This is a genomic window from Streptomyces sp. NPDC037271 (genome assembly GCF_055603605.1).
The window spans coordinates 106,212-125,118 of the sequence record NZ_JBVJVN010000014.1 but is presented as its reverse complement, the minus strand read 5'-3'; the positions used below and the strand labels follow the sequence as shown (position 1 = coordinate 125,118).

Sequence of the window (18,907 nt, the reverse complement as noted above, 5' to 3'; positions counted from 1 at the left end):
GGAATGCATGAGGCATGCGACCGGATGACTGGCACCTCACCGAAGACGTCCACGACTTCCTCGCCCGGGCCGGAGACTTCCTGCGCTCACGGCCCGGCCCGCACGTCATGCAGCTGACGTGGGCCGAGAGAGTGCGAGCGCGCGGGGCAGGGGCGTTCGGCACCGAAGCTCCCGCCTTCGGCGTACTGGAGCGGGCGGGCGCGGCCCACGCCTCCTTCTACCGCCTCCCGCTCCGTGGGTTCGGTCTCTCCCCGCTCTCGTCCGAGCAGGCCGACTCCCTCGCCGCACGCCTGGCCACCCTCGGGCACTCCCTTCCCTCCGTCAGCGCGGACCACAGCACCGCCAGGGCTTTCGCCGAGGCATGGCAGCGGCACACCGGGGCGACCCCGAAACTCCGGGACACACGGCTCCGCCTGTACCGCCTCGGCGAGCTCGTCCCGCCAGAGCCCCCGCCGGCGGGACGAGCTCGCGTCCTGGGCGACCAGGACCTCGGGCAGGTCATGTTCTGGTGCGGCGAGTTCGCCAGGGCCGTCGGGGAAGAGGTCTCCATCGACGCCGACACGTGGGCCGGCACCCGCTTCGCCGACAAGCGCTACACGCTCTGGGAGACCCCGGACGGCACTCCCGTATCCATCGCGGGCATGAACCCGCTGATCGGGGGCCAGATCCAGGTGGACATCGTCTATACCCCGGCGCACCTGCGCGGTCGCGGCTACGCGGGCGCCGTCACGGCGGAGGTGAGCCGTGCCGCGCTGGCTGCGGGCGCAAGGGACGTCGTACTGTTCGCGGACCTGTCCAACCCCACGAGCAACGCCCTCTACCGGCGTCTCGGCTACCGCACGCTCACCGATTGGGCGGTGTACGACTTCACGGACGCCGCTCCACAAGCCGGTTGAGGACGAAGCGCGCAGGGGGCACCCTGGGCCCACGGACGGAACACCGACCGGAACGGCGCCACCGGAGGGCCGGACGCGCGAACGGTGGGCCCGGCGCGGGCCTGAGCCCCCGCCGACCGTCCGGGGCCGGTACGCTGTACCCGCTCCGCCCCCGGTGGGCGGCGCGCGGGTGGGTTGCCCGAGCGGCCTAAGGGAACGGTCTTGAAAACCGTCGTGGCGCAAGTCACCGTGGGTTCAAATCCCACACCCACCGCAGTGATTGACGGCCCCTGACCAGGCGTTACGGTCGGGGGCCGTTGCCATGCGGGCTACCCGCCGATCGCCGCCGATCGCCGCCGTTCCCCGCAGTTTCCCGGCCGGTCGGGAACGGCGCCAAGGGCAGGGAGCCCGATCCCACTGGCCACTGCGGCTCGCCTTGCCCACGATGGGGCAATGCGGCCACGCCTCGCCCTCCTGGGCCACGGCCTGTCGGGTCCCGTTGGGGCATTGAGAGCGGCCGATAGGGTCGTGGCCATGGGGGATGCGGAAACTCGTAAGTGCGTTTGGTGCGAAAGGCAATTCACGCGGCGTTCGATGTGGCGACCGAAGCGCTACTGCAAGCGATGGCACCAGTGCGTGCACTACGGCGCGGTCCTGGTGGGCGCCGTGTTCTCTTGAACGATCACGCAGTGCACCGACCGGCGGAGCAGGCGCAGAGCACGTCCGGGGCGGGACGTCTGCCCGCCTGCAACGTCACCGGCGTGCGCCGCGTCCTGAGGGGCTGACCGGGCGGGCGGTGCCCGCGGAGTGCTGCTCCGGCTCGCGTACTCGGACGGAGTTGAGTACCTGCGCTCTGGCCGGCCGGGGGGCGGGCCGGAACGCTCGGGGCATGGAACAACGACGACTGAAGCCCGTACCCCAGTTGGTGTCGGGCCTCGTACTGGCCGGGGTGACATCGGCGCTGTGGGCCGCCTGGCTCGGGTGGGACCAGCGGCGTGATGTGCATCCCGACGGTACGACGACGGGACCGTACGAGGCGTGGCAGGTGATCGGGTTCGTGCTGACTCTGCTGGCACCGGTGTGCTGGGCGGCGAGTCGGCGCTACTTCGTCGGTGCTGTGCCCGGTGTCACCGTCGGGGCGACCGTCTCCGCCTTCTACGACTGGTCGGACGACGCCAGTGGCCTCTTCGTGATCGGCGTGGGGATGGTCATGGTGGGGAGTTTCGCGGTGACCGCCGCGCTCGCCGCCGTGATCGCCGCTCTGCAACGCGGAGGCGGGGCTGTGACAGGGCTGTGACCGGAAGTGTGGCTTCCGCCACGGCCGGCGGAGGGGTCGGACTGGTGGGGTGGGGCGATGCGCATCCCCCAGCTCCGCACGCCGCTCGCGGTCTCCGGTGCTCTCGTTGCCAGTCTCCTGCTCAGCTCCTGTGGCACCCAGACCGCAGCGTCCGGAGAGGGAGGTGAGGAGCAGCCGGGGGAACGGTGCGGGACGGGGGCGTCGTCAGGTGTCGGCGACAGTTACAGCGCCGGTGCCGGTGCCGGCGCCGACGGTGGCGGTGGCGGTGGCGCGGGGGCCGGGCAGGCGCAGGACGCGGTGCGGATCGTCGGGATGGTCGAGCGGGACGGTGGCGCCGGGGCGAGTGCCTCGCCCGGAGTCCGGGTGAGCGAGCGACCTGGCGTGTCCGTCACGGCGGACAGTCTTCCGTGGGTGCCGGGGGCGGGCGCGTCCGCGGGCGAGTCCGCGGGCGAGGGCGGCGGGGCGCCGTGCGTGGTCGCGTACTCGGTGACCAACCAGGAGACCGAGCCCTTCACGTACACCATCACCTTCTCCCTGGTGGACGACCAGGGAAGGGCGATGTCGAGCGTCGAGGAGACGGTGGCGTCCGTGGGGGCGGGGCGGACGGTGCGGCGCACTCTCGAGCACGCCGGGTACCCGGTGGACCGGAGCCTCGACGCGGAGGACGTGAGGATCCTCGACGTGAAGCGGGTGCCCGCCGACGAGGCGCCCGCGCCCGCCGGTTCCTGCCCGCCGTCCGGGCTGCGTCTGACCGCCGACAAGGGGGACGCGGCCATGGGGCTGCGTGTCGTGGGCCTGCATCTGGAGAACTGCGGCAGTCGTCCGTACTCCCTGGAGGGTTACCCGGTGCTGCAGTTGCTCGACGAGGGCCTGGAGCCGGTCGAGGGGATCGAGATCCTGCGCGGAACCGATGACATCCCCATGGCGGGAGAGGGCGACGAGCCGCCTCGGCCGGTGACGCTGCAGCCGGGTGAGTCCGCGGTATCGGGTCTGGCGTGGCGCAACACCACGCAGTTCGGTGAGGCGGTGACCGTGCCGTACGTCAGGGTGCGGGCCGAGGACGGCTCCGCCCCCGTGGTGGTCGCGCCCCACCTCGACCTCGGTACCACGGGGAAGCTGGGCGTCCGGGCGTGGGAGAAGGACGGGACGGGGAGCCGGGGCGCGCGGCCTGCGTCCTAGAACTCGTCGTTCCCCGGGCGGGGTCCGCCCGGTCGGCGTCCGGGAGCGCGGGCTCCGTGCCGCAGGCGAGCTCGGGGCTTCGGCACCTTGGCGCCTCGGCACGTCGCCGGTTCGCGGGACGGGAGACGGGGAGGGGAGGCGGGGAGGGGAGACGGGGACGGGGGCCGGGCCGGGGACGGGACGGGGTGGCGGTCTGGGCTGGTGGTCAGGGCTGGTGGCTCGTCATGCGGGCAGCGGACGCGATCGTCGCGCGGGCCTCGCGTTCGGTCAGGCCGGTGGCGCGGGCCGCCTGGACCAGGGGTTCCACGAGGACGGGGCCGATGCCGTCTTCGTAGGCGCGGCAGGCGGCCCAGAACAGACGGGTGTTGCGCTGGCCCTCGTGGGCGGCGAGGACGAACTGGACGAGGCCCCGGCCGTGCGCCTCGTGCGGGGCCGGGGCCGGCTGGTGGGCGCGGGGCGGCGGGAGCAGGAGGCGCAGGAGCGCGGGCGGGCAGGCCGCGGGCGCCAGGTGGGCCGTGCCGGGCGCGGCGGCGTACTCGCCGTGCCGGGTGCGGGAGCCGGGGCCGACCAGGTAGCCGCCGGCCCCCCGGATGTCGATGCCGGGGGCGAGGCGGCCGGCCGAGTTGGGGACGACGGCGTCGGGTGGACCGCTCAGCCAGAGGTGGCGGCCTCCGCTGGGGGTCAGGACGACGACCGTGGGCGGGATCGTGAACAGATGGCGCAGGGCCAGCTCGCGCAGGGCGGTCGACGAGTCCGTCTCCGCCTTCGTGTCCAGGTCGACTCCGATCAGGTGGTGCGGAGGCAGGCCGCAGGCGATGCCGTAGCCCGTCGCCCAGGGCGCGGCGGCGAAGAGTGCACGGATGCGGGCGGGGTCGGTGGAGGCGTCGTAGACCCCGTGGCCGAAACGGCCGCACTCGCCGTGGCAGGGGGCCGGTGCGGGGTCGTCGCGGTGGGGGGAGCGCAGGGCCGGGAGCTTCGTCCGGGACAGGGGGATGACGGCCAGCCCGCGTTCGGCGGCTGACAGGGCGTGTGCGAGGGCCAGCGTCGTGGCCTGCCGGTCGGGGGTGGCCATGGATCCATTTTCGTACGTGTGTTCGAGAATGGGAAGGGTGCCTGCGTGCGACGCGCCGGGGAGGGGAGGTGTGCGGAAAAGCTGCCGGAACGCTTCACCTCTTGGGGTGCTTGAGGTGCGGCTGTCCCTACTGCCCCAAGGTGAGGGGGAAGTGAAGCAAAGGGGTTTATCGACTTGTCATCACGCTTGAGGGCGAATCAGGGCTTCCGGGGTGGTTCGCCGGGGATCCGGTGGGCAATTCTGATCACGCGACGTCGTCACAGCGTCGAGGCGGTCGGCCAACTGCCTTGGCAACAGCTCGATTTCAGCTCTGCTCAGCTCTACTCAGTCCTGCTCAGCTCTGCGCAGCTCCGCTCCACTTCACGTACTTCTCGCGTTGTCGGCTGGAAGCCGGTGCGCCCTGGTTCTGGAGGAAAAACATGGCAAGCATCCGTACCGCCCGCGTCGTCGCCGCTGTCGCCGCCCTTCCGCTCGCCGCCGCCCTCTTCAGTGGCGTGGCGACGGCGGACAACGGCGCCTTCGCGGACGACGGATCGAACGCGACCGCCTCCGAGGCGTACGCGGGCATTGTCGGCAGCGGCGTGGGTGACGACAACAACGGCAACTCGTCCACCACGCAGCAGCAGGCGGTCGGCTCGGGGGCCTCGAACCAGAGCAACACCGCGCAGGTCGACGGTTCCGCGTTCACGACGATCAATCAGGGCAACGAGAACGTGGCCGTCAGCTTCGCCCCGCTGTGGTGGTGAGCTGAGGGGCCGGCGCGGGTGCGCTCCCGCGCCGGTTCCTGAGCCTGTGTGTGGGTGTGCTTCATGGGGTCGCAAGGCGTCTGGGCGGCGGTACTTCGGTATCGCCGCCCAGGCGTTTTCGCGTGCGGGACCCCATGGTGCGTGTCTGCGCGCCGATCGGCAGGTCCCCCGCTCCCCAGGCGTTGCCCCGGGTTCCCCCCAGGGGGAGCCCCCAGGGGGGAACCCGCAGCACCTCTCCTCCCCTCGTCCACCTACAGGAGGTGCAGCCGGCACCACCCCTACAACCTGAGGCGGACTCGGCTTCGGGACCTGCGGCCGATCCGCCGCACGCCTCCTCGCTCATAGCGTTGAGTCATGACCGCACCCGTCTGTACCAGTGCTTCGAACGCCGCCACGGCCAAGGCTCCGGCCATGGCCAAGGCTCCGGCCATGACCGTGGCCACGGCCGAGGCTCCAGCCATGGTCACAGCGAGGACGCAGACCTTCCCGTACCCGTCGTTCTCGTCGTACGTGAGGGCCCGCCAGCCGGTGCTGCTGCGTACCGCCCGGTCGCTGACGGCGAACCCGAGCGACGCGGAGGACCTGCTGCAGACCGCGCTCGCGAAGACGTACGTGGCCTGGGAGCGCATCGAGGACCACCGCGCGCTGGACGGTTACGTGCGCCGGGCGCTGCTGAACACGCGGACGTCGCAGTGGCGCAAGCGCAAGGTCGACGAGTTCGCCTGCGACGAGCTGCCGGAGCCGGAGCCCGTGCCCGCCGGCGACGACCCGGCGGAGCGGCAGGCGCTGCGGGACGCGATGTGGCGGGCGATCATGAAGCTGCCCGCCCGGCAGCGGGCGATGGTCGTCCTCCGGTACTACGAGGACCTCAGCGAGGCCCGGACGGCCGAAGTGCTCGGAGTTTCCGTGGGCACGGTCAAGTCGGCGGTGTCCCGGGCGCTCGGCAAGCTCCGCGAGGACCCTGAGCTGGGGTTTGTTCGGTAGCGAACCGGTCTGTTCGGTCGTCGGCGGGTGCCCTGCCTCCGTATCGACGGGCACCGTGCACTGATCGATCACCCGGGAGTAGTGACATACCACGCGGTATGTGCGCAGAATCAGCGCAACCCTTGCCGCCGCGTAGGCAATGTCGCCCCGGGAGGACACCGTGCTGAGCACGATGCAGGACGTACCGCTGCTGATATCGAGGATCCTGGCCCACGGGTCGACGATCCACGGCAGCTCCCAGGTGACCACCTGGACCGGTGAGGACGAGCCGCACCGCCGCTCCTTCGCCGAGATCGGCGCCCGTGCCGCCCAGCTGGCGCACGCCCTGCGCGAGGACCTCGCGGTCCGGGGCGACGAACGGGTGGCGACGCTCGCCTGGAACAACGCCGAGCACGTCGAGGCCTACTTCGCGATCCCCTCCATGGGCGCGGTCCTCCACACCCTCAATCTCCGTCTCCCGCCGGAGCAGCTGGCCTGGATCGTGAACCACGCGGCCGACCGCGTCGTGATCGCCAACGGTTCGCTGCTGCCGCTGCTCGCCCCGCTGCTGCCGCACCTGAAGACGGTCGAGCACGTCGTCGTCACCGGCCCGGGCGACCGCTCCCTGCTGGACGGGGCGTCCGTCCAGGTACACGAGTACGAGGACCTGATCGCCGGGAAGCCGACCGCGTACGACTGGCCGGAGCTGGACGAGCGCGCCGCCGCCGCCATGTGCTACACCTCCGGCACCACCGGCGACCCCAAGGGCGTGGTCTACAGCCACCGCTCCATCTACCTGCACTCCATGCAGGTCAACATGGCCCAGTCGATGGGCCTGACCGACGAGGACACCTCGCTGGTCGTGGTCCCGCAGTTCCACGTCAACGCCTGGGGACTGCCGCACGCCACCTTCATGACCGGCGTCAACATGCTGATGCCGGACCGCTTCCTGCAGCCCGCGCCGCTCGCCGAGATGATCGAGAGCGAGAAGCCGACGCACGCCGCCGCCGTCCCGACCATCTGGCAGGGCCTGCTCGCCGAGCTGACCGCCAAGCCGAGGGACGTCTCGTCCCTCACCCAGGTCACCATCGGCGGCTCCGCCTGCCCGCCCTCCCTGATGGAGGCCTTCGACGCGCTCGGCATGCGGGTCTGCCACGCCTGGGGCATGACGGAGACCTCCCCGCTCGGCACCATCGCCCGCCCGCCGGCCCACGCGGTCGGTACGCCGGAGGAGTTCGCGTACCGCCTCACCCAGGGCCGGTTCCCGGCCGGTGTGGAGGCCCGCCTCACCGGACCCGGTGGCGAGCGCCTCCCCTGGGACGGCGAGTCGGCCGGCGAGCTCGAGGTCCGCGGCAACTGGATCGCCGGCGCCTACTACAACGGCCCGGACGCGGAGCCGCTGCGCCCCGACGACAAGTTCAGCGAGGACGGCTGGCTGAAGACGGGCGACGTCGGCACCGTCTCCCCCGACGGCTTCCTCACCCTCACGGACCGGGCCAAGGACGTCATCAAGTCCGGCGGCGAGTGGATCTCGTCCGTCGAGCTGGAGAACGCGCTGATGTCCCACCCGGACGTCACCGAGGCCGCCGTGGTCGCCGTCCCGGACGACAGGTGGGGCGAGCGCCCGCTGGCCACCGTCGTCCTCAAGGAGGGCACGAGCGTCGGCTTCGAGGAACTGCGCGCCTTCCTCGCCGAGGACGGCAAGATCGCCAAGTGGCAGCTCCCCGAACGCTGGACGGTCATCGAGGCGGTGCCGAAGACGAGCGTCGGCAAGTTCGACAAGAAGGTGCTGCGCAAGCGGTACGCCGACGGCGGACTTGACGTCACCCGGCTCTGACCGCCGGCCCGGAGCGGCGAGGACGCCGACCGGAGCGCGAGGACGCCGACCGGAGCGCGAGGACGCCGACCGGAGCGCGAGGACGCCGACCGGAGCGCGAGGACGCCGACCGGAGCGCGGGGACGCCGGAACACGCCGACGGCCGGGGCGCGCGGCCGTCGGGAGGCGCCTGCGCCGGGACGCGCCTTGCGCGCCGGGTGGGGAACCCGAGACTCGGGGTTCCCACCCGGCGCGCAGGCGTGCTCATGGCGCACAGGCGTGCTCATGGCGCGCAGGCGTGCTCACGGCGCGCAGGCACGCGCACGGCAGGCCCGCGCCCGGAGCGTCAGTTGGTCCCGATCCGCGAGAGCAGTTCGACGATGCGGGACTGCACCTCGCCGCTGGTGGAGCGCTCCGCCAGGAACAGCACCGTCTCGCCCGAGGCCAGCCGCGGCAGGTCGGCCTGGTCGACGGCGGCGGTGTAGACGACGAGCGGGGTGCGGTTGAGCTGCCCGTTCGCACGCAGCCAGTCGATGATCCCGGCGTGTCCCCCCTGGCGCCGCTCGACCTGCATCAGGTCCATCACCACCAGGTTCGGCCGGAACTGCCCCGCCAGCGTCACCGCGTCGGCGTCGCTCGCCGCCCGCGCCACCTGCATTCCGCGCCGCTCCAGCGTCGCGGTCAGCGCCAGCGCGATCTCGGCGTGCTCCTCGATCAGCAGCACGCGCGGCGGGTGCTGCTCGCTGTCCCGGGGCGCGAGCGCCTTCAGCAGTACGGCGGGATCGGCGCCGTACGCGGCATCGCGCGAGGCCTGTCCGAGCCCGGCCGTGACCAGTACCGGCACCTCGGCCGCCACCGCCGCCTGCCGCAGCGACTGGAGCGCCGTACGGGTGATCGGCCCGGTCAGCGGGTCCACGAACAGCGCGGCGGGGAACGCCGCGATCTGCGCGTCGACCTCCTCGCGCGAGTGCACGATCACCGGCCGGTAGCCGCGGTCGCTGAGCGCCTGCTGCGTGGAGACGTCCGGTGCGGGCCACACCAGCAGCCGGCGCGGATTGTCCAGCGGCTCCGGCGGCAGTTCGTCGTCCATCGGCTGCGGGCGCGGCGGGTCCGCCACCTCGACGGCCCCGCCGGGCCCGTCGAGCGGCTCGGGTCCCTCGGCGGCGTTCTTGTCCGGCGCCCCTATGGCGTACGACCGGCCGACGCCCTCGGTGACGGGTGCGCGCCGGGGCTGGTTGCCGGCCGGGGACGGCTGCTCCTGCCCTTGCGTCTGCCCCTGCGCATGGGGCTGCGGCTGTGCGGCGGTGGGCGGCTGGTCGGCCTGCGGATGCGGGCGGGCCGACTGCTCCGGGCGCGTGGCGGCCGGGTCGGGCGGCGTGCCCAGCTTGCGGCGCCGGCCCGAGCCGCCCGGCTGCTGGGGGGCGGGTGTGGCCGACGGCTGCTGCACCTGGACCGCCTGCCGGTTGAACGGCACGCCCTGGCCCAGCGTCCGCACGCTGATCGCCCGTCCCTGGGTCGAGTTCGGGTCGACGGGAGCGGACGCTTCGGCGGGCAGGGGCTGTGCCGCGCGGGGGGCGGGAGCGTTCTCGGGCGGCAGCGGGGTGCCCCGGCTCGGTGTGGTGGCGGGGACGCCCTGCCGGGGCGCCGGAACCTGAGGCGCGGCGGGCGTGGCGCCGGGGGCGGCGGTGGGCGAGGGGCCGGTTGCGCCGCCCGGCGGTGCGGGGGTGCCGGCGCCCGGAGCGTCCGCTGCCGCGGCGGGCCACGGCTGCGGGGCCGGCTGACCGGCGGCGGGCTGCGCGGGGCCGGCGGTGGCCTCGGCGGGCTGGGGCGCGGCCGCGCGGGGTGCGGGCGCCGGTGCGGCCTGGACGGGCACGCCCGGGCCGGCGGCGTGCTGCGGAGGGACGGGGGCTCCGTGCGCGGGTGGTGCCTGCGCGGGAGCACTCTGCACCGGACCACCCTGCATCGCCGGCGGCGCCGCTTCCTCGGCCCACGGACCGGCCCCGGCCCGGCGACGCCGGCCCGTGGGCGCCTCGGCCGGGTGCGGTTGCGGCGGGGTGTGGTCGTCGGCCTGGTCGTGCGGTACGGCGTCGTGCCGGCCCTCGTCGGGCAGGGCGCCGCTGCCGGGCAGGGCGTCACCGCCGGCGGCCGGGCCGGGCACCTGGACCTGACCCGGGGGCGTCGCCGCGGACGCCACGGCCTCGGCCGTCCCGTGCGGCTCCGCCTCGTCGGAGGGCCGGTCCGCGTCGGCGGGCGGCAGGGCGAACACCTGGCGCGGTGCAGCTTCCTGCGCGGCGGCACGCTCGTTCGCGGAGGCCAGGGCGCGGCGCCGGCGCCCGGTCGGCTGGGACGCGTCGGGCGGGTCCGCCTCACCGGCCTGCGCGGGCAGCGCCGGGGGCAGCGCCTGCTGCTCCCCACCGTCCCGCCGCGCACGCCGGCCGTCGGGCCCGGGCATGCCCTGCGGCGGTACGGTCCCGCCGAGACCGGTGTTGGAGGCCGCGGCCCCTCCGCCGTGCTCGCCGGCCATGACGACGGCGCCCTCGGACACCCCGGCGGCCGCCTCCTGGGGCGTGCCCCCGGCGGGGGCACCGGCGGCCTCCGCGGGCCGCCCGCGCCGACGCCCGGTACCGCCGGGCCCCTCGCCCGGCGCCGCCTGTGCGGGAACCGGAAGCGGGGCCGACGCCTGGGCCTCCTCCCGCACGGCCTGAGCCTGCGCGGCCTGAGCCTGGCCCTGAGAGATCTGCCCCTGAGAGTTCTGCTCCTGGGCGATCTGCTCCGGGACGGTCTGCTCCTGAGCCTGGGCAGCACGCCGCCTGCGTCGCCCGGTCGGTGCGGCACTCCCGCCCTCGGCACCGGTGAGGCCCCCGCCTGCGCCCTCACCCGCAGCGCCCGTGACCTCGCTCTCCAGGAAGGCGTCGACGGACGCCCGCCGAGCGCGCCGCCGTCCGCCACCGGGAGCCGGCTCCTGAACGGCCAGGGCGTTGCCCGCACCCGCGGCACCCGCGGCACCCGCGGCACCCGCGCCACCCGTCGCCCCCTCGACCTCGGCGGCCTGCGCCGGTGCCTGCCCCGGATCAAGGGCGAGGATCTGGGCCTGGGGCTGGCCCTGGGCGGCGACGGCCCCCGCCCCACCCCCGATCGGCACCTCCAGCACGTACGCGCTGCCGCTCATTCCCGGCACCTCGTGCGTCTGCAGCACGCCACCGTGCGCCCGCACGATCCCGCGCACGATCGGCTCGTGCACCGGGTCTCCCCCGGCGTACGGCCCGCGCACCTCGATGCGTACGACCTCGCCGCGCTGCGCCGCCGCCACCACGACGGTGTTGTCCAGGTAGCCGCCCGTCGCCGACACGGGCGAGTTGCCGGTGGCGTCGACGCCCGCCACGTCCGCGACGAGATGCGCGAGCGCGGTGGCCAGCAGCCGGGGATCGACCTCGGCCTCGATGGGCGGCGCGTGCACGGCGAACTGCACCCGCCCCGGCCCGATCAGTTCCACGGCCCCGTCGACACCGGAGGCGACGACGGCGTCGAGCATCACCTTCGTACGGGAGAGGTTCTCGTTGCCGACGTCGAGACGCTGGTAGCCGAGGACGTTGTCGATGAGCGTGGTGATGCGTGAGTAGCCGGCCGAGAGGTGGTGCAGCACCTGGTTGGCCTCGGGCCACAGCTGACCGGCGTCGTCCGACGCCAGCGCGGCCAGTTCCCGGCGCAGCTCGTCCAGGGGCCCGCGCAGGGAGTCCCCGAGGAGGGTGAGCAGCTGCTCGTGCCGGGCGGCGATCGCCTCGTAACGGTCCTTCTCCCGCTCACCGAGCGCGGCGTAGCGGTCGGCGTCCGCGGCGATCTCCTCCGCGTGCTTCTCCCGCAGCTCCTCCAGCTCGTCCGCGTGCTGCCGGCGCAGCGCGGTCAGCTCGGAGGCGTGCTCCTCGGCGAGTCGCTCCCGTTCCTCGACGTGCCGCTGCTCCGCTTCCTCGTGCTCCTTGACCAGGGCGTCGTAGGGGCGCCGGTCGGTGAAGGTCATGACGGCGCCGACGAGCTGGTCCCCGTCGCGGACGGGTGCGGTCGTCAGGTCCACCGGCAGCTGGTCGCCGCTCTTGGCGAACACCACCTGCCCGCGCACCCGGTGCTTGCGGCCCGAACGCAGGGTGTCGGCGAGCGGCGACTCGTCGTACGGGAACGGCGAGCCGTCGGCCCGCGAGTGCAGGATGAGGGTGTGCAGCTCACGGCCGCCGAGGTCGCTGGCCCGGTAGCCCAGGATCTGGGCGGCGGCCGGGTTGACGAGGACGATCCGCCCGTCGGTGTCGGTGCCCACGACGCCCTCGGACGCGGCCCGCAGGATCATCTCGGTCTGCCGCTGCGAGCGCGCCAGCTCGGCCTCGGTGTCGACGGTGCCGGAGAGGTCGCGGACGACGAGCATCAGCAGCTCGTCGCCGGCGTAGCCGTAGTTGTCGTAGGCCTGCTGGCCGGTCTCCAGGTTGGCGCTGGTGACCTCGACCGGGAACTCGGTCCCGTCGGTGCGCCGGGCGACCATCCGCGTCGGCTTGGTGCGCGCCCGCGGATCGATGTGGTCCGGCCGCCTCATGGACCCGGGGATGAGCCGCGAGTCGAACTGCGGCAGCAGGTCCAGCAGCCCGCGCCCGACCAGCGCGGTGCCCGGAGTCTCGAAGGCCTCCAGCGCGATGGTGTTGGCGTTGACGACGGTGCCGTTCGCGTTGACCAGCACCAACGCGTCGGGCAGCGCGTCCAGTATGGCTGCGAGGCGAGCAGCGCCTCGGGATGGCCTGCTGCTCACGAGACGCTTCCCTCCTGGTTACCGCACTTGCCGACCGCCTGGGCCATCTTGCCAATCGGCCCGCAACGTGTCACGCGAGGGAGTCTAAGGGTTGGGGCCCGGCGGGCGGCGTGGGATGCGACGGAGGTCGCACGGGAAAGTGAAGCAGAACGTGTGACCGAGTGTCCTGTGCGTCGCCTCCCGGCGCCGCACAGGACCGGTTTCACGACCGCCCTGCCGACCCCATGTCCGGCAGCAGCGGCACCATGCGGTCCCAGCGGGAGATCCCGCAGCCGTCGCGGCGGTCGTACGTCGCGTCGACGGGGCGCCCGGCCCAGGTGCCCTTGACGTGCGCGGTGGCGGGACCGCCGTACTGCATGGTGCAGACGCTGCCCTCCGGGACGGGGGCGAAGACGTCCTGCCCCCACCGTGTGTCGCGCTCGAGGACGGCACAGGCGCCGTCCGGGTCGGGGTGGCTGCCGCCGTGGGGGTTGCAGAACAGCTCGTACGTGCCGTCCGCGCCCGCGCCGGCGTCCCGGACGGTGACCGTCAGGTGATCGAAGCCCGGTGCCCCGCCGGCGGCGGCGGCCGGGTGCGCGGCGGACAGGGTGGCCAGGGTGACGGCGGACAGGGCGGCGGCACCGAGGATTCGGGCGGCGGCGGGAAGGCGAGTGACCTGGAACATGACCGGACTAACGCGCCGGAGCGCCGGACGTTGCGCGACCGGGCCGTAAGGGCTTTGCCCTGCGGCCCGCCCGCCTAGTACCGTAGGGGTCGATTGGTGACAGCGAGCTCAACTGTGTCATCATCGGCACGCACCACTCGCGCTCGTACGCGAAGGGTGATGTTGTCTGGAGGCGTCGCCTAGTCCGGTCTATGGCGCCGCACTGCTAATGCGGTTTGGGTCTTAAAGCCCATCGAGGGTTCAAATCCCTCCGCCTCCGCACCGATCACCGAAGCCCCGGCCCCAGCTGGCCGGGGCTTCGGTGCGTCTTCCGGGTCCGTGTGGTGGCTTCGATGGATCGTTTCCGCAGGTCACAAGGGGTGCGGCTAACGGATTTCACATGACGGCGGCAGTCATGTAATGTTCTTCCTGTCGCCGCGAGCGGGCCGGAAGGAACGGGAGCGGCGGTAAAACTGAACAGGACAAGCACTCGTAGCTTAACGGATAGAGCATCTGACTACGGATCAGAAGGTTGCAGGTTCGAATCCTGCCGAGTGCACATCGGATCAGAGGCCCCGTGGATCACTCCACGGGGCCTCTGATTTTTGTTTCACAGTCCTTGTCGCACGGTATTCGCCTCGCGTCTGTGTCCCACGCGGCCTGTGTCCCGCAGTCTGTGCCGCACAGCGGCGCGGGCCGGCCGCCCGGACCGAGTGCACGGGACGGTGTCCCGGGTCCGGGCGGCCGGCTGCGCGTCAGGCGTTCGCCGCGGCCCTGCGGCGGCGGATGGCGAAGACCGTACCGGCGCCGAGTGCGACCGCGACGGCGCTCGTGACGGCGAGCGGCGCCATCGCGGAGGACGTGCCGGTCTTGGCGAGGTTGCCGGCGGTGTCGGCCCCGGTGGCCTGTGCCTGTGCCTGTGCCTGCGCCGGCTGCTGGGACGCGCCGCCCTGTGCGGAGGGGCCCGTGCCCGTGCCGGGGGCCGCGGTGTCCGGCCGCTTGTCGTCGTTCCCGCCGGGCCGGCCGGGCTTGGCCTCGTCGACCGCACCGGGCTTGCTGCCCGCGGGCAGGATCTTGAACTCGTAGCGCTTCATCGGGCCGTGGACGCACGGCTTGTACGCGTCGGAGGCGTCACTGGCGAACAGCGCGAGGGCGTCGGTGGCCCGGGCGGCGGAGTCGATCCGCATCCGCAGCCGCACGTCGCTCCGCCCGCCCGGCTTCAGGGTGCCGACGGGACCGATGTGCTCGGGCCCGTCACCGGTGAGGGCCTGCCAGTCGGAGCCGGTGGACCACTTCACCTCCAAGGGGTTCTTCCCACCGCTGTGTTCACCGGTCGCGTGGACGAACACCAGGGGGTCCACGGTCAGTGTGCGCTCGGTGCCATTGGTCACGCGCAGGGTGAAACCGACGGTGGTGCCCGCGACGACTTCGGACGGCAGCCCCGTCACGAGTGAGGTCAGGCCGTTCTCCCGGATGCATTTCCTGGCGGCGTCGAGTGCCTTTTCGGCGGTTTCCCTGGCCGTGCTCGCCTTGTCGAGGGCCGCCGTGAGCAGACCGTACTCACGGGTGGCCGCCACCCTGGCGTCGCTCAGCGCGGTGTTGGCTTCCTCGGCCGTGGTGTCGGCCTCCTGCTGGGCCTTGACCGCTGCCACCAGATCGGCTTCGGCGGTTTCGAGGGCCTTTCGCGCCGCGGCCCTGTCGGTGTCGTTCCCGGCCGCTTCGAGCGCGGCCTCGGCGTCCGCGACGGCCTGCTCGGCAGTGGTCCTGGCGGCCGCCGCGTCCTTGGCCGCCTTGGCGGCGGTGATCGTGGCCGCCTTGAGCGGGTGCGTGTCGGAACCCAGGGAGTCCAGGGTGGCCTTGAGGTCCTTCAGTCCTTTCTCCTTGGCGGCGACGGCGTCCTCGTACGCCTTCCTCGCGTCGGCGGCGGCCTTTTCCAGCTCCGTGTACGTCGGCTGGTTCTGTATCTGCGCCGCGGGCTTCCCGGCGGCGAGGGCCGGAGCGGCGGTGAACAGCGCGACGGGCGTGGTCACCGCGACGGCGGCGGCCACAGCGAGGCAACGGTGAAGCTTCACTGAGAACCCTTCCCTGGTGGGAGAGAAAAAGGAGAACGGCCGCGGGAAAAGCGTGTGCGGGCAGTCTGAATGATTCGAATAGTTTATAACTGAAGTGAAAGAAAGATGCTCCTTTTTGTTCGGGCTGCGGTTATTCTTGGCGATTCCCTTCCGGATAAACTGGACAGGCGGGGATGGTTGTTCACCGGAGCCGCGTTCTTTGTGTGACTCATGTCACTCGCCCTCAATCGTCGGGAATTCGCGCGGGAGTTGACGGCAGCCCTGGCGGCGCTGAGGGCGCTTGGTGTGTTTAGGGTGTGCGCATGCTGCGACGACGCATCTCCATATCCATCCGGCCGAGACTCGGTGGGGGCACCCGGTGAACAAGCCGCTGAGGGCCGTGGCGATCTTCTGTGGGCTGCTGGTGCTCGGCCTGCTGATCCGCGCGAACTGGCTGCAGTACGTCCGGGCCCCGGAGCTCGCCTCGGACACGAAGAACCGGCGGGTGCAGATCGAGCAGTTCTCCACCCCGCGCGGAGACATCGTCGTCGGTGGCCGGGCCGTCACCGGCTCCGCCGAGACCGAGGGCACCGACCTCAAGTTCAAGCGCACCTACGTCGACGGGCCGATGTACGCGCCGGTGACGGGGTACGCGTCGCAGGCCCAGGGCATGACGCTGCTGGAGAAGACCTACGACTCCATCCTGACCGGCAAGGACGACCGGCTGGCGTTCCAGCGGTTCGCCGACATCGTCAGCGGCGAGGGCCGGCGCGCCGGCTCGGTGGTCACCACCATCGACCCGAAGGCGCAGAAGGCGGCCTGGAAGGGGCTGACCGACCTGAAGGGCGCCCGGGGCGCCGTCGTCGCCCTGGACCCGGCGACGGGGAAGGTGCTGGCTCTGGTCTCGGCGCCCTCCTACGACCCGTCGACGTTCTCGGGCGGCACCTTCAACGAGTCGGACCGCTTCGTCGCGCTCACCAAGGAGAAGAGCAAGCCGCTCGCCAACCGCGCGCTGCGCGAGACCTACCCGCCGGGCTCCACCTTCAAGATCCTCACGGCGGCCGCCGCGCTGGAGCACGGGGTGGTCAGCGACATCGACGCCCGCACGGACGCCGCATCGCCGTACAAGCTGCCGCAGTCGACCAACAGGATCGGCAGCGAGGCCGGTGACGCCGTCTGCGACAAGGCCTCGATGAAGGTCGCGATGCAGCACTCGTGCAACAACGTCTTCCTGGACGCCGCCTCCGAGCTGGGGCAGGACAAGATGCGCGAGACGGCCGAGAAGTTCGGCTTCAACGAGGACGTCTACTCCGACGACTTCGGTGACCTGCTCGCCACCAAGAGCCTGTACCCCGAGAACCTCGACAAGCCGGGCACCGCGCTCACCGGCATGGGACAGGGCAGCCTGACCAGTACGCCGATGCAGATGGCCATGGTCACCGCCGCCCTGGCCAACGACGGCAAGCTGATGCAGCCCTACATCGTCGACGAGGTCAAGGGACCGGACCTCGGCACGCTGGAGAAGACCGAGCCCGCGGTGATGAGCGAGGCGGTCTCCGCCGAGACCGCGCAGAAGGTCCAGCAGATGATGGAGTTCACCGCCAAGGAGGGCAGCGCCAAGCGTGCCCTGATCGACGGCATCACGGTCGGCGGCAAGACCGGTACCGCGCAGCGTGGTGTCGACGTGGACGACGAGGTGCCGTACGGCTGGTTCGTCTCCTACGGCAAGAAGGACGACGGGTCCTCCGTCGCCGTGGCCGTCTTCATCGATCCGACCGAGATGGACATCTCCCGTTCGGACATCTCCGGTGGCCGCCTCGGTGCGCCCATCGCCCGCAGTGTCATGGAGGCGGTGCTGAAGTCGTGACGCCACCGGGGTTCGGGGTGAGTACGGCGAGTACGGCGAGTACGGAGTAGCGGGGCGGGTGGCGGGTGCGTCAGGCCTTCGTCGCGTCGTATGCGGCGCGGGCCTGCTCGACCGCCGCCATCCGCCGCTCCGTCCACCGTGCGAGGTCCCGGACCTGTTCGGCGGCCTCCCGGCCGAGGTCCGTGAGGGAGTAGTCCACGCGGGGCGGGATCACGGGCTTGGCGTCCCGGTGGACCAGTCCGTCGCGCTCCAGCGTCTGCAGGGTCTGGGCCAGCATCTTCTCGCTGACCCCGCCGATCTCCCGGCGCAGTTCGCTGAAGCGGTACGAGCGGTCCAGCAGCGCGATCAGGGCCAGGGTGCCCCAGCGGCTGGTGATGTGCTCCATGACCAGGCGCTCGGGGCACATGGTGTTGCTTGCTGCCATGGCCGTACGTTACTTCGGGGCCGGCACCCTCGACCGGCCGGTGGAGCCGTTCCAGGCGCCGGCCGCGGTCCATGCCGGGCCGCGTCGCATCGGTGACGTCCGCCAGGTCCGACGTACACCGAGCCCGGCCCCGGCTTCTACGTCGCCGAGCGTGATGAGGGCGGCGGGGCGGCGCGTAGGGCGTTGTCAGTGGCTCCCCATACCCTCGACAGCGATGGCACAGGCATGGAAATGCGCGGGGCTGCGGTGGGCGGACGGTCCCGTGCTCACGTGGGCCGGGGGGCGGAGCAGCGCGCTGCCCCGGGGGAAGCGGGTGGCGTTCGCGGTCGCCGAGGGGGGTGTGCGGACATGCGTGGGGGCACGGGGGCACGCGTGTCCGGTGCGGGCCGGTGTGCCGGGGCGCAGTACGGGGGCGCGGTGCGAGGAGTGCGCGCGGCTGGACCGGGCGCACTCCGTGGCCGCCGACACGATCGCGGACGATCCGCGGCCGTACCGCGTGTACCTGGCGTGGTTCGGGCCGGGGCTCGTCAAGGTGGGGATCACCGCACAGGAACGGGGAGCCGCCCGGCTGCTGGAGCAGGGCGCGGTCTGTTTCAGCTGGCTGGGCAGCGGGCCGCTGATGGCCGCGCGGCGGACCGAGGAACTGCTGCGGGCAGCACTGGGCGTGCCCGACCGGATTCCGTACGCCCACAAGCGCGCCGTGCGGGCCGGGCTGCCGGCGTCCGAGGAGGGGCGGGCGACCGAGATCGCGGAGCTGCACGCGCGGGCGGTGGCGCTCGGCGGCTGGCCGGAGTCGCTGACGCCGGAGCCGTTCCGGGGTGTGGACCACGCGGATGTCTTCGGGCTCGACGCGGGTGCCTTCGGAGCCGACGGGGTGGCGGGCCGCGGGCCGGCCGCCGTGGGGGAGGTGGCCGAGCTGGTGGCGGGCGGGGCGATCGGGGGTGAGCTGGTGGCGGCCGCGGGGCCGGATCTGCACCTGGCGACCGAGCGCGGGGTCGTCGTGCTCGACACGCGGCTGATGACCGGGTGGGAGCTGGTGTCCGCAGAGGGGCGGCCGTGCGCCGTGCCCGTGCGGGAGCTCAAGCGAGCGGCTGGAGTACAGGATGGGCTGTTCTGACCTTGTCCGGCGGCTCCTTGCGCCGGGGAGGCGTCTGGGAGGCTCCTGGGAGGTGCCCGGGAGGGAGTGCC

General features: G+C 72.7%; 13 protein-coding genes and 3 tRNA genes. 11 read left to right on the top strand and 5 right to left on the bottom strand.

Going from position 1 to position 18,907, the window contains the following annotated elements:
• The first annotated feature begins 14 nt into the window (after positions 1-14).
• The 4 genes from ACZ7G3_RS23465 (at position 15) to ACZ7G3_RS23450 (ending at position 3,351) form a co-directional block, all read left to right on the top strand.
• Complete coding sequence (locus ACZ7G3_RS23465; RefSeq protein ID WP_470928093.1) at positions 15-896, top strand: GNAT family N-acetyltransferase; 882 nt, start codon at positions 15-17, stop codon at positions 894-896.
• A 168-nt stretch (positions 897-1,064) separates the two neighbouring features.
• Positions 1,065-1,149: transfer RNA gene (locus ACZ7G3_RS23460), tRNA-Ser, on the top strand.
• A 615-nt stretch (positions 1,150-1,764) separates the two neighbouring features.
• On the top strand, positions 1,765-2,172 hold the full coding sequence (locus tag ACZ7G3_RS23455) for a hypothetical protein (protein WP_426599687.1): 408 nt from the start codon (positions 1,765-1,767) through the stop codon (positions 2,170-2,172).
• Positions 2,173-2,535: 363 nt separating this feature from the next.
• A complete protein-coding gene (locus ACZ7G3_RS23450) occupies positions 2,536-3,351 on the top strand; it encodes a DUF4232 domain-containing protein (protein WP_470928091.1) in 816 nt (271 codons plus the stop codon).
• Positions 3,352-3,556: 205 nt separating this feature from the next.
• On the opposite strand, the gene ACZ7G3_RS23445 is transcribed toward ACZ7G3_RS23450, so the two are convergent.
• Positions 3,557-4,423, bottom strand: coding sequence for a bifunctional DNA primase/polymerase (locus ACZ7G3_RS23445; RefSeq protein ID WP_470928089.1), 867 nt, complete (start codon positions 4,421-4,423; stop codon positions 3,557-3,559).
• A gap of 419 nt (positions 4,424-4,842) precedes the next feature.
• Here ACZ7G3_RS23445 and ACZ7G3_RS23440 point away from each other — a divergent pair, with 419 nt between their 5' ends.
• From ACZ7G3_RS23440 to ACZ7G3_RS23430, 3 genes are all read left to right on the top strand, one after another.
• Positions 4,843-5,169 (top strand): hypothetical protein, encoded by a 327-nt coding sequence (locus ACZ7G3_RS23440; protein WP_426599690.1) that lies wholly within the window; start codon positions 4,843-4,845, stop codon positions 5,167-5,169.
• Between the two features lie 354 nt (positions 5,170-5,523).
• Complete coding sequence (locus ACZ7G3_RS23435; protein ID WP_470928086.1) at positions 5,524-6,153, top strand: SigE family RNA polymerase sigma factor; 630 nt, start codon at positions 5,524-5,526, stop codon at positions 6,151-6,153.
• Between the two features lie 139 nt (positions 6,154-6,292).
• A complete protein-coding gene (locus ACZ7G3_RS23430) occupies positions 6,293-7,969 on the top strand; it encodes a long-chain fatty acid--CoA ligase (RefSeq protein ID WP_426599692.1) in 1,677 nt (558 codons plus the stop codon).
• A 325-nt stretch (positions 7,970-8,294) separates the two neighbouring features.
• Here ACZ7G3_RS23430 and ACZ7G3_RS23425 read toward each other — a convergent pair whose 3' ends face one another.
• Together ACZ7G3_RS23425 and ACZ7G3_RS23420 are read right to left on the bottom strand one after the other, a co-directional pair.
• A complete protein-coding gene (locus ACZ7G3_RS23425) occupies positions 8,295-12,734 on the bottom strand; it encodes a hybrid sensor histidine kinase/response regulator (protein WP_470928084.1) in 4,440 nt (1,479 codons plus the stop codon).
• A gap of 202 nt (positions 12,735-12,936) precedes the next feature.
• Positions 12,937-13,398: an SSI family serine proteinase inhibitor gene (locus tag ACZ7G3_RS23420; protein WP_470928081.1), complete on the bottom strand. Its 462-nt coding sequence runs from the start codon at positions 13,396-13,398 to the stop codon at positions 12,937-12,939.
• 168 nt (positions 13,399-13,566) lie between these two features.
• On the opposite strand from ACZ7G3_RS23420, the gene ACZ7G3_RS23415 reads away from it, so the two are divergent.
• Positions 13,567-13,657 (top strand) — tRNA-Ser (locus ACZ7G3_RS23415).
• 206 nt (positions 13,658-13,863) lie between these two features.
• Positions 13,864-13,936: transfer RNA gene (locus ACZ7G3_RS23410), tRNA-Arg, on the top strand.
• A 196-nt stretch (positions 13,937-14,132) separates the two neighbouring features.
• On the opposite strand, the gene ACZ7G3_RS23405 is transcribed toward ACZ7G3_RS23410, so the two are convergent.
• Positions 14,133-15,449, bottom strand: coding sequence for a hypothetical protein (locus ACZ7G3_RS23405; RefSeq protein ID WP_470928079.1), 1,317 nt, complete (start codon positions 15,447-15,449; stop codon positions 14,133-14,135).
• A gap of 358 nt (positions 15,450-15,807) precedes the next feature.
• On the opposite strand from ACZ7G3_RS23405, the gene ACZ7G3_RS23400 reads away from it, so the two are divergent.
• A complete protein-coding gene (locus tag ACZ7G3_RS23400; RefSeq protein WP_426602185.1) occupies positions 15,808-17,295 on the top strand; it encodes a peptidoglycan D,D-transpeptidase FtsI family protein in 1,488 nt (495 codons plus the stop codon).
• Positions 17,296-17,365: 70 nt separating this feature from the next.
• Here the strand turns inward: ACZ7G3_RS23400 and ACZ7G3_RS23395 are convergent, their stop codons facing one another.
• Complete coding sequence (locus ACZ7G3_RS23395; protein ID WP_426602186.1) at positions 17,366-17,719, bottom strand: winged helix-turn-helix transcriptional regulator; 354 nt, start codon at positions 17,717-17,719, stop codon at positions 17,366-17,368.
• Positions 17,720-17,933: 214 nt separating this feature from the next.
• Here ACZ7G3_RS23395 and ACZ7G3_RS23390 point away from each other — a divergent pair, with 214 nt between their 5' ends.
• Positions 17,934-18,836, top strand: coding sequence for a DUF2797 domain-containing protein (locus ACZ7G3_RS23390; RefSeq protein WP_470928076.1), 903 nt, complete (start codon positions 17,934-17,936; stop codon positions 18,834-18,836).
• The last annotated feature ends 71 nt before the right edge of the window (positions 18,837-18,907 follow it).

Bases quoted from the DNA above. Each gene is read 5' to 3' on its own strand.
- ACZ7G3_RS23430 (WP_426599692.1), top strand. From the start codon at position 6,293: ATGTCGCCCCGGGAGGACACCGTGCTGAGCACGATGCAGGACGTACCG.
- ACZ7G3_RS23395 (WP_426602186.1), bottom strand. From the start codon at position 17,719: ATGGCAGCAAGCAACACCATGTGCCCCGAGCGCCTGGTCATGGAGCAC.
- ACZ7G3_RS23435 (WP_470928086.1), top strand. From the start codon at position 5,524: ATGACCGCACCCGTCTGTACCAGTGCTTCGAACGCCGCCACGGCCAAG.
- ACZ7G3_RS23420 (WP_470928081.1), bottom strand. From the start codon at position 13,398: ATGTTCCAGGTCACTCGCCTTCCCGCCGCCGCCCGAATCCTCGGTGCC.
- ACZ7G3_RS23390 (WP_470928076.1), top strand. From the start codon at position 17,934: ATGGCACAGGCATGGAAATGCGCGGGGCTGCGGTGGGCGGACGGTCCC.
- ACZ7G3_RS23465 (WP_470928093.1), top strand. From the start codon at position 15: ATGCGACCGGATGACTGGCACCTCACCGAAGACGTCCACGACTTCCTC.
- ACZ7G3_RS23455 (WP_426599687.1), top strand. From the start codon at position 1,765: ATGGAACAACGACGACTGAAGCCCGTACCCCAGTTGGTGTCGGGCCTC.
- ACZ7G3_RS23445 (WP_470928089.1), bottom strand. From the start codon at position 4,423: ATGGCCACCCCCGACCGGCAGGCCACGACGCTGGCCCTCGCACACGCC.
- ACZ7G3_RS23440 (WP_426599690.1), top strand. From the start codon at position 4,843: ATGGCAAGCATCCGTACCGCCCGCGTCGTCGCCGCTGTCGCCGCCCTT.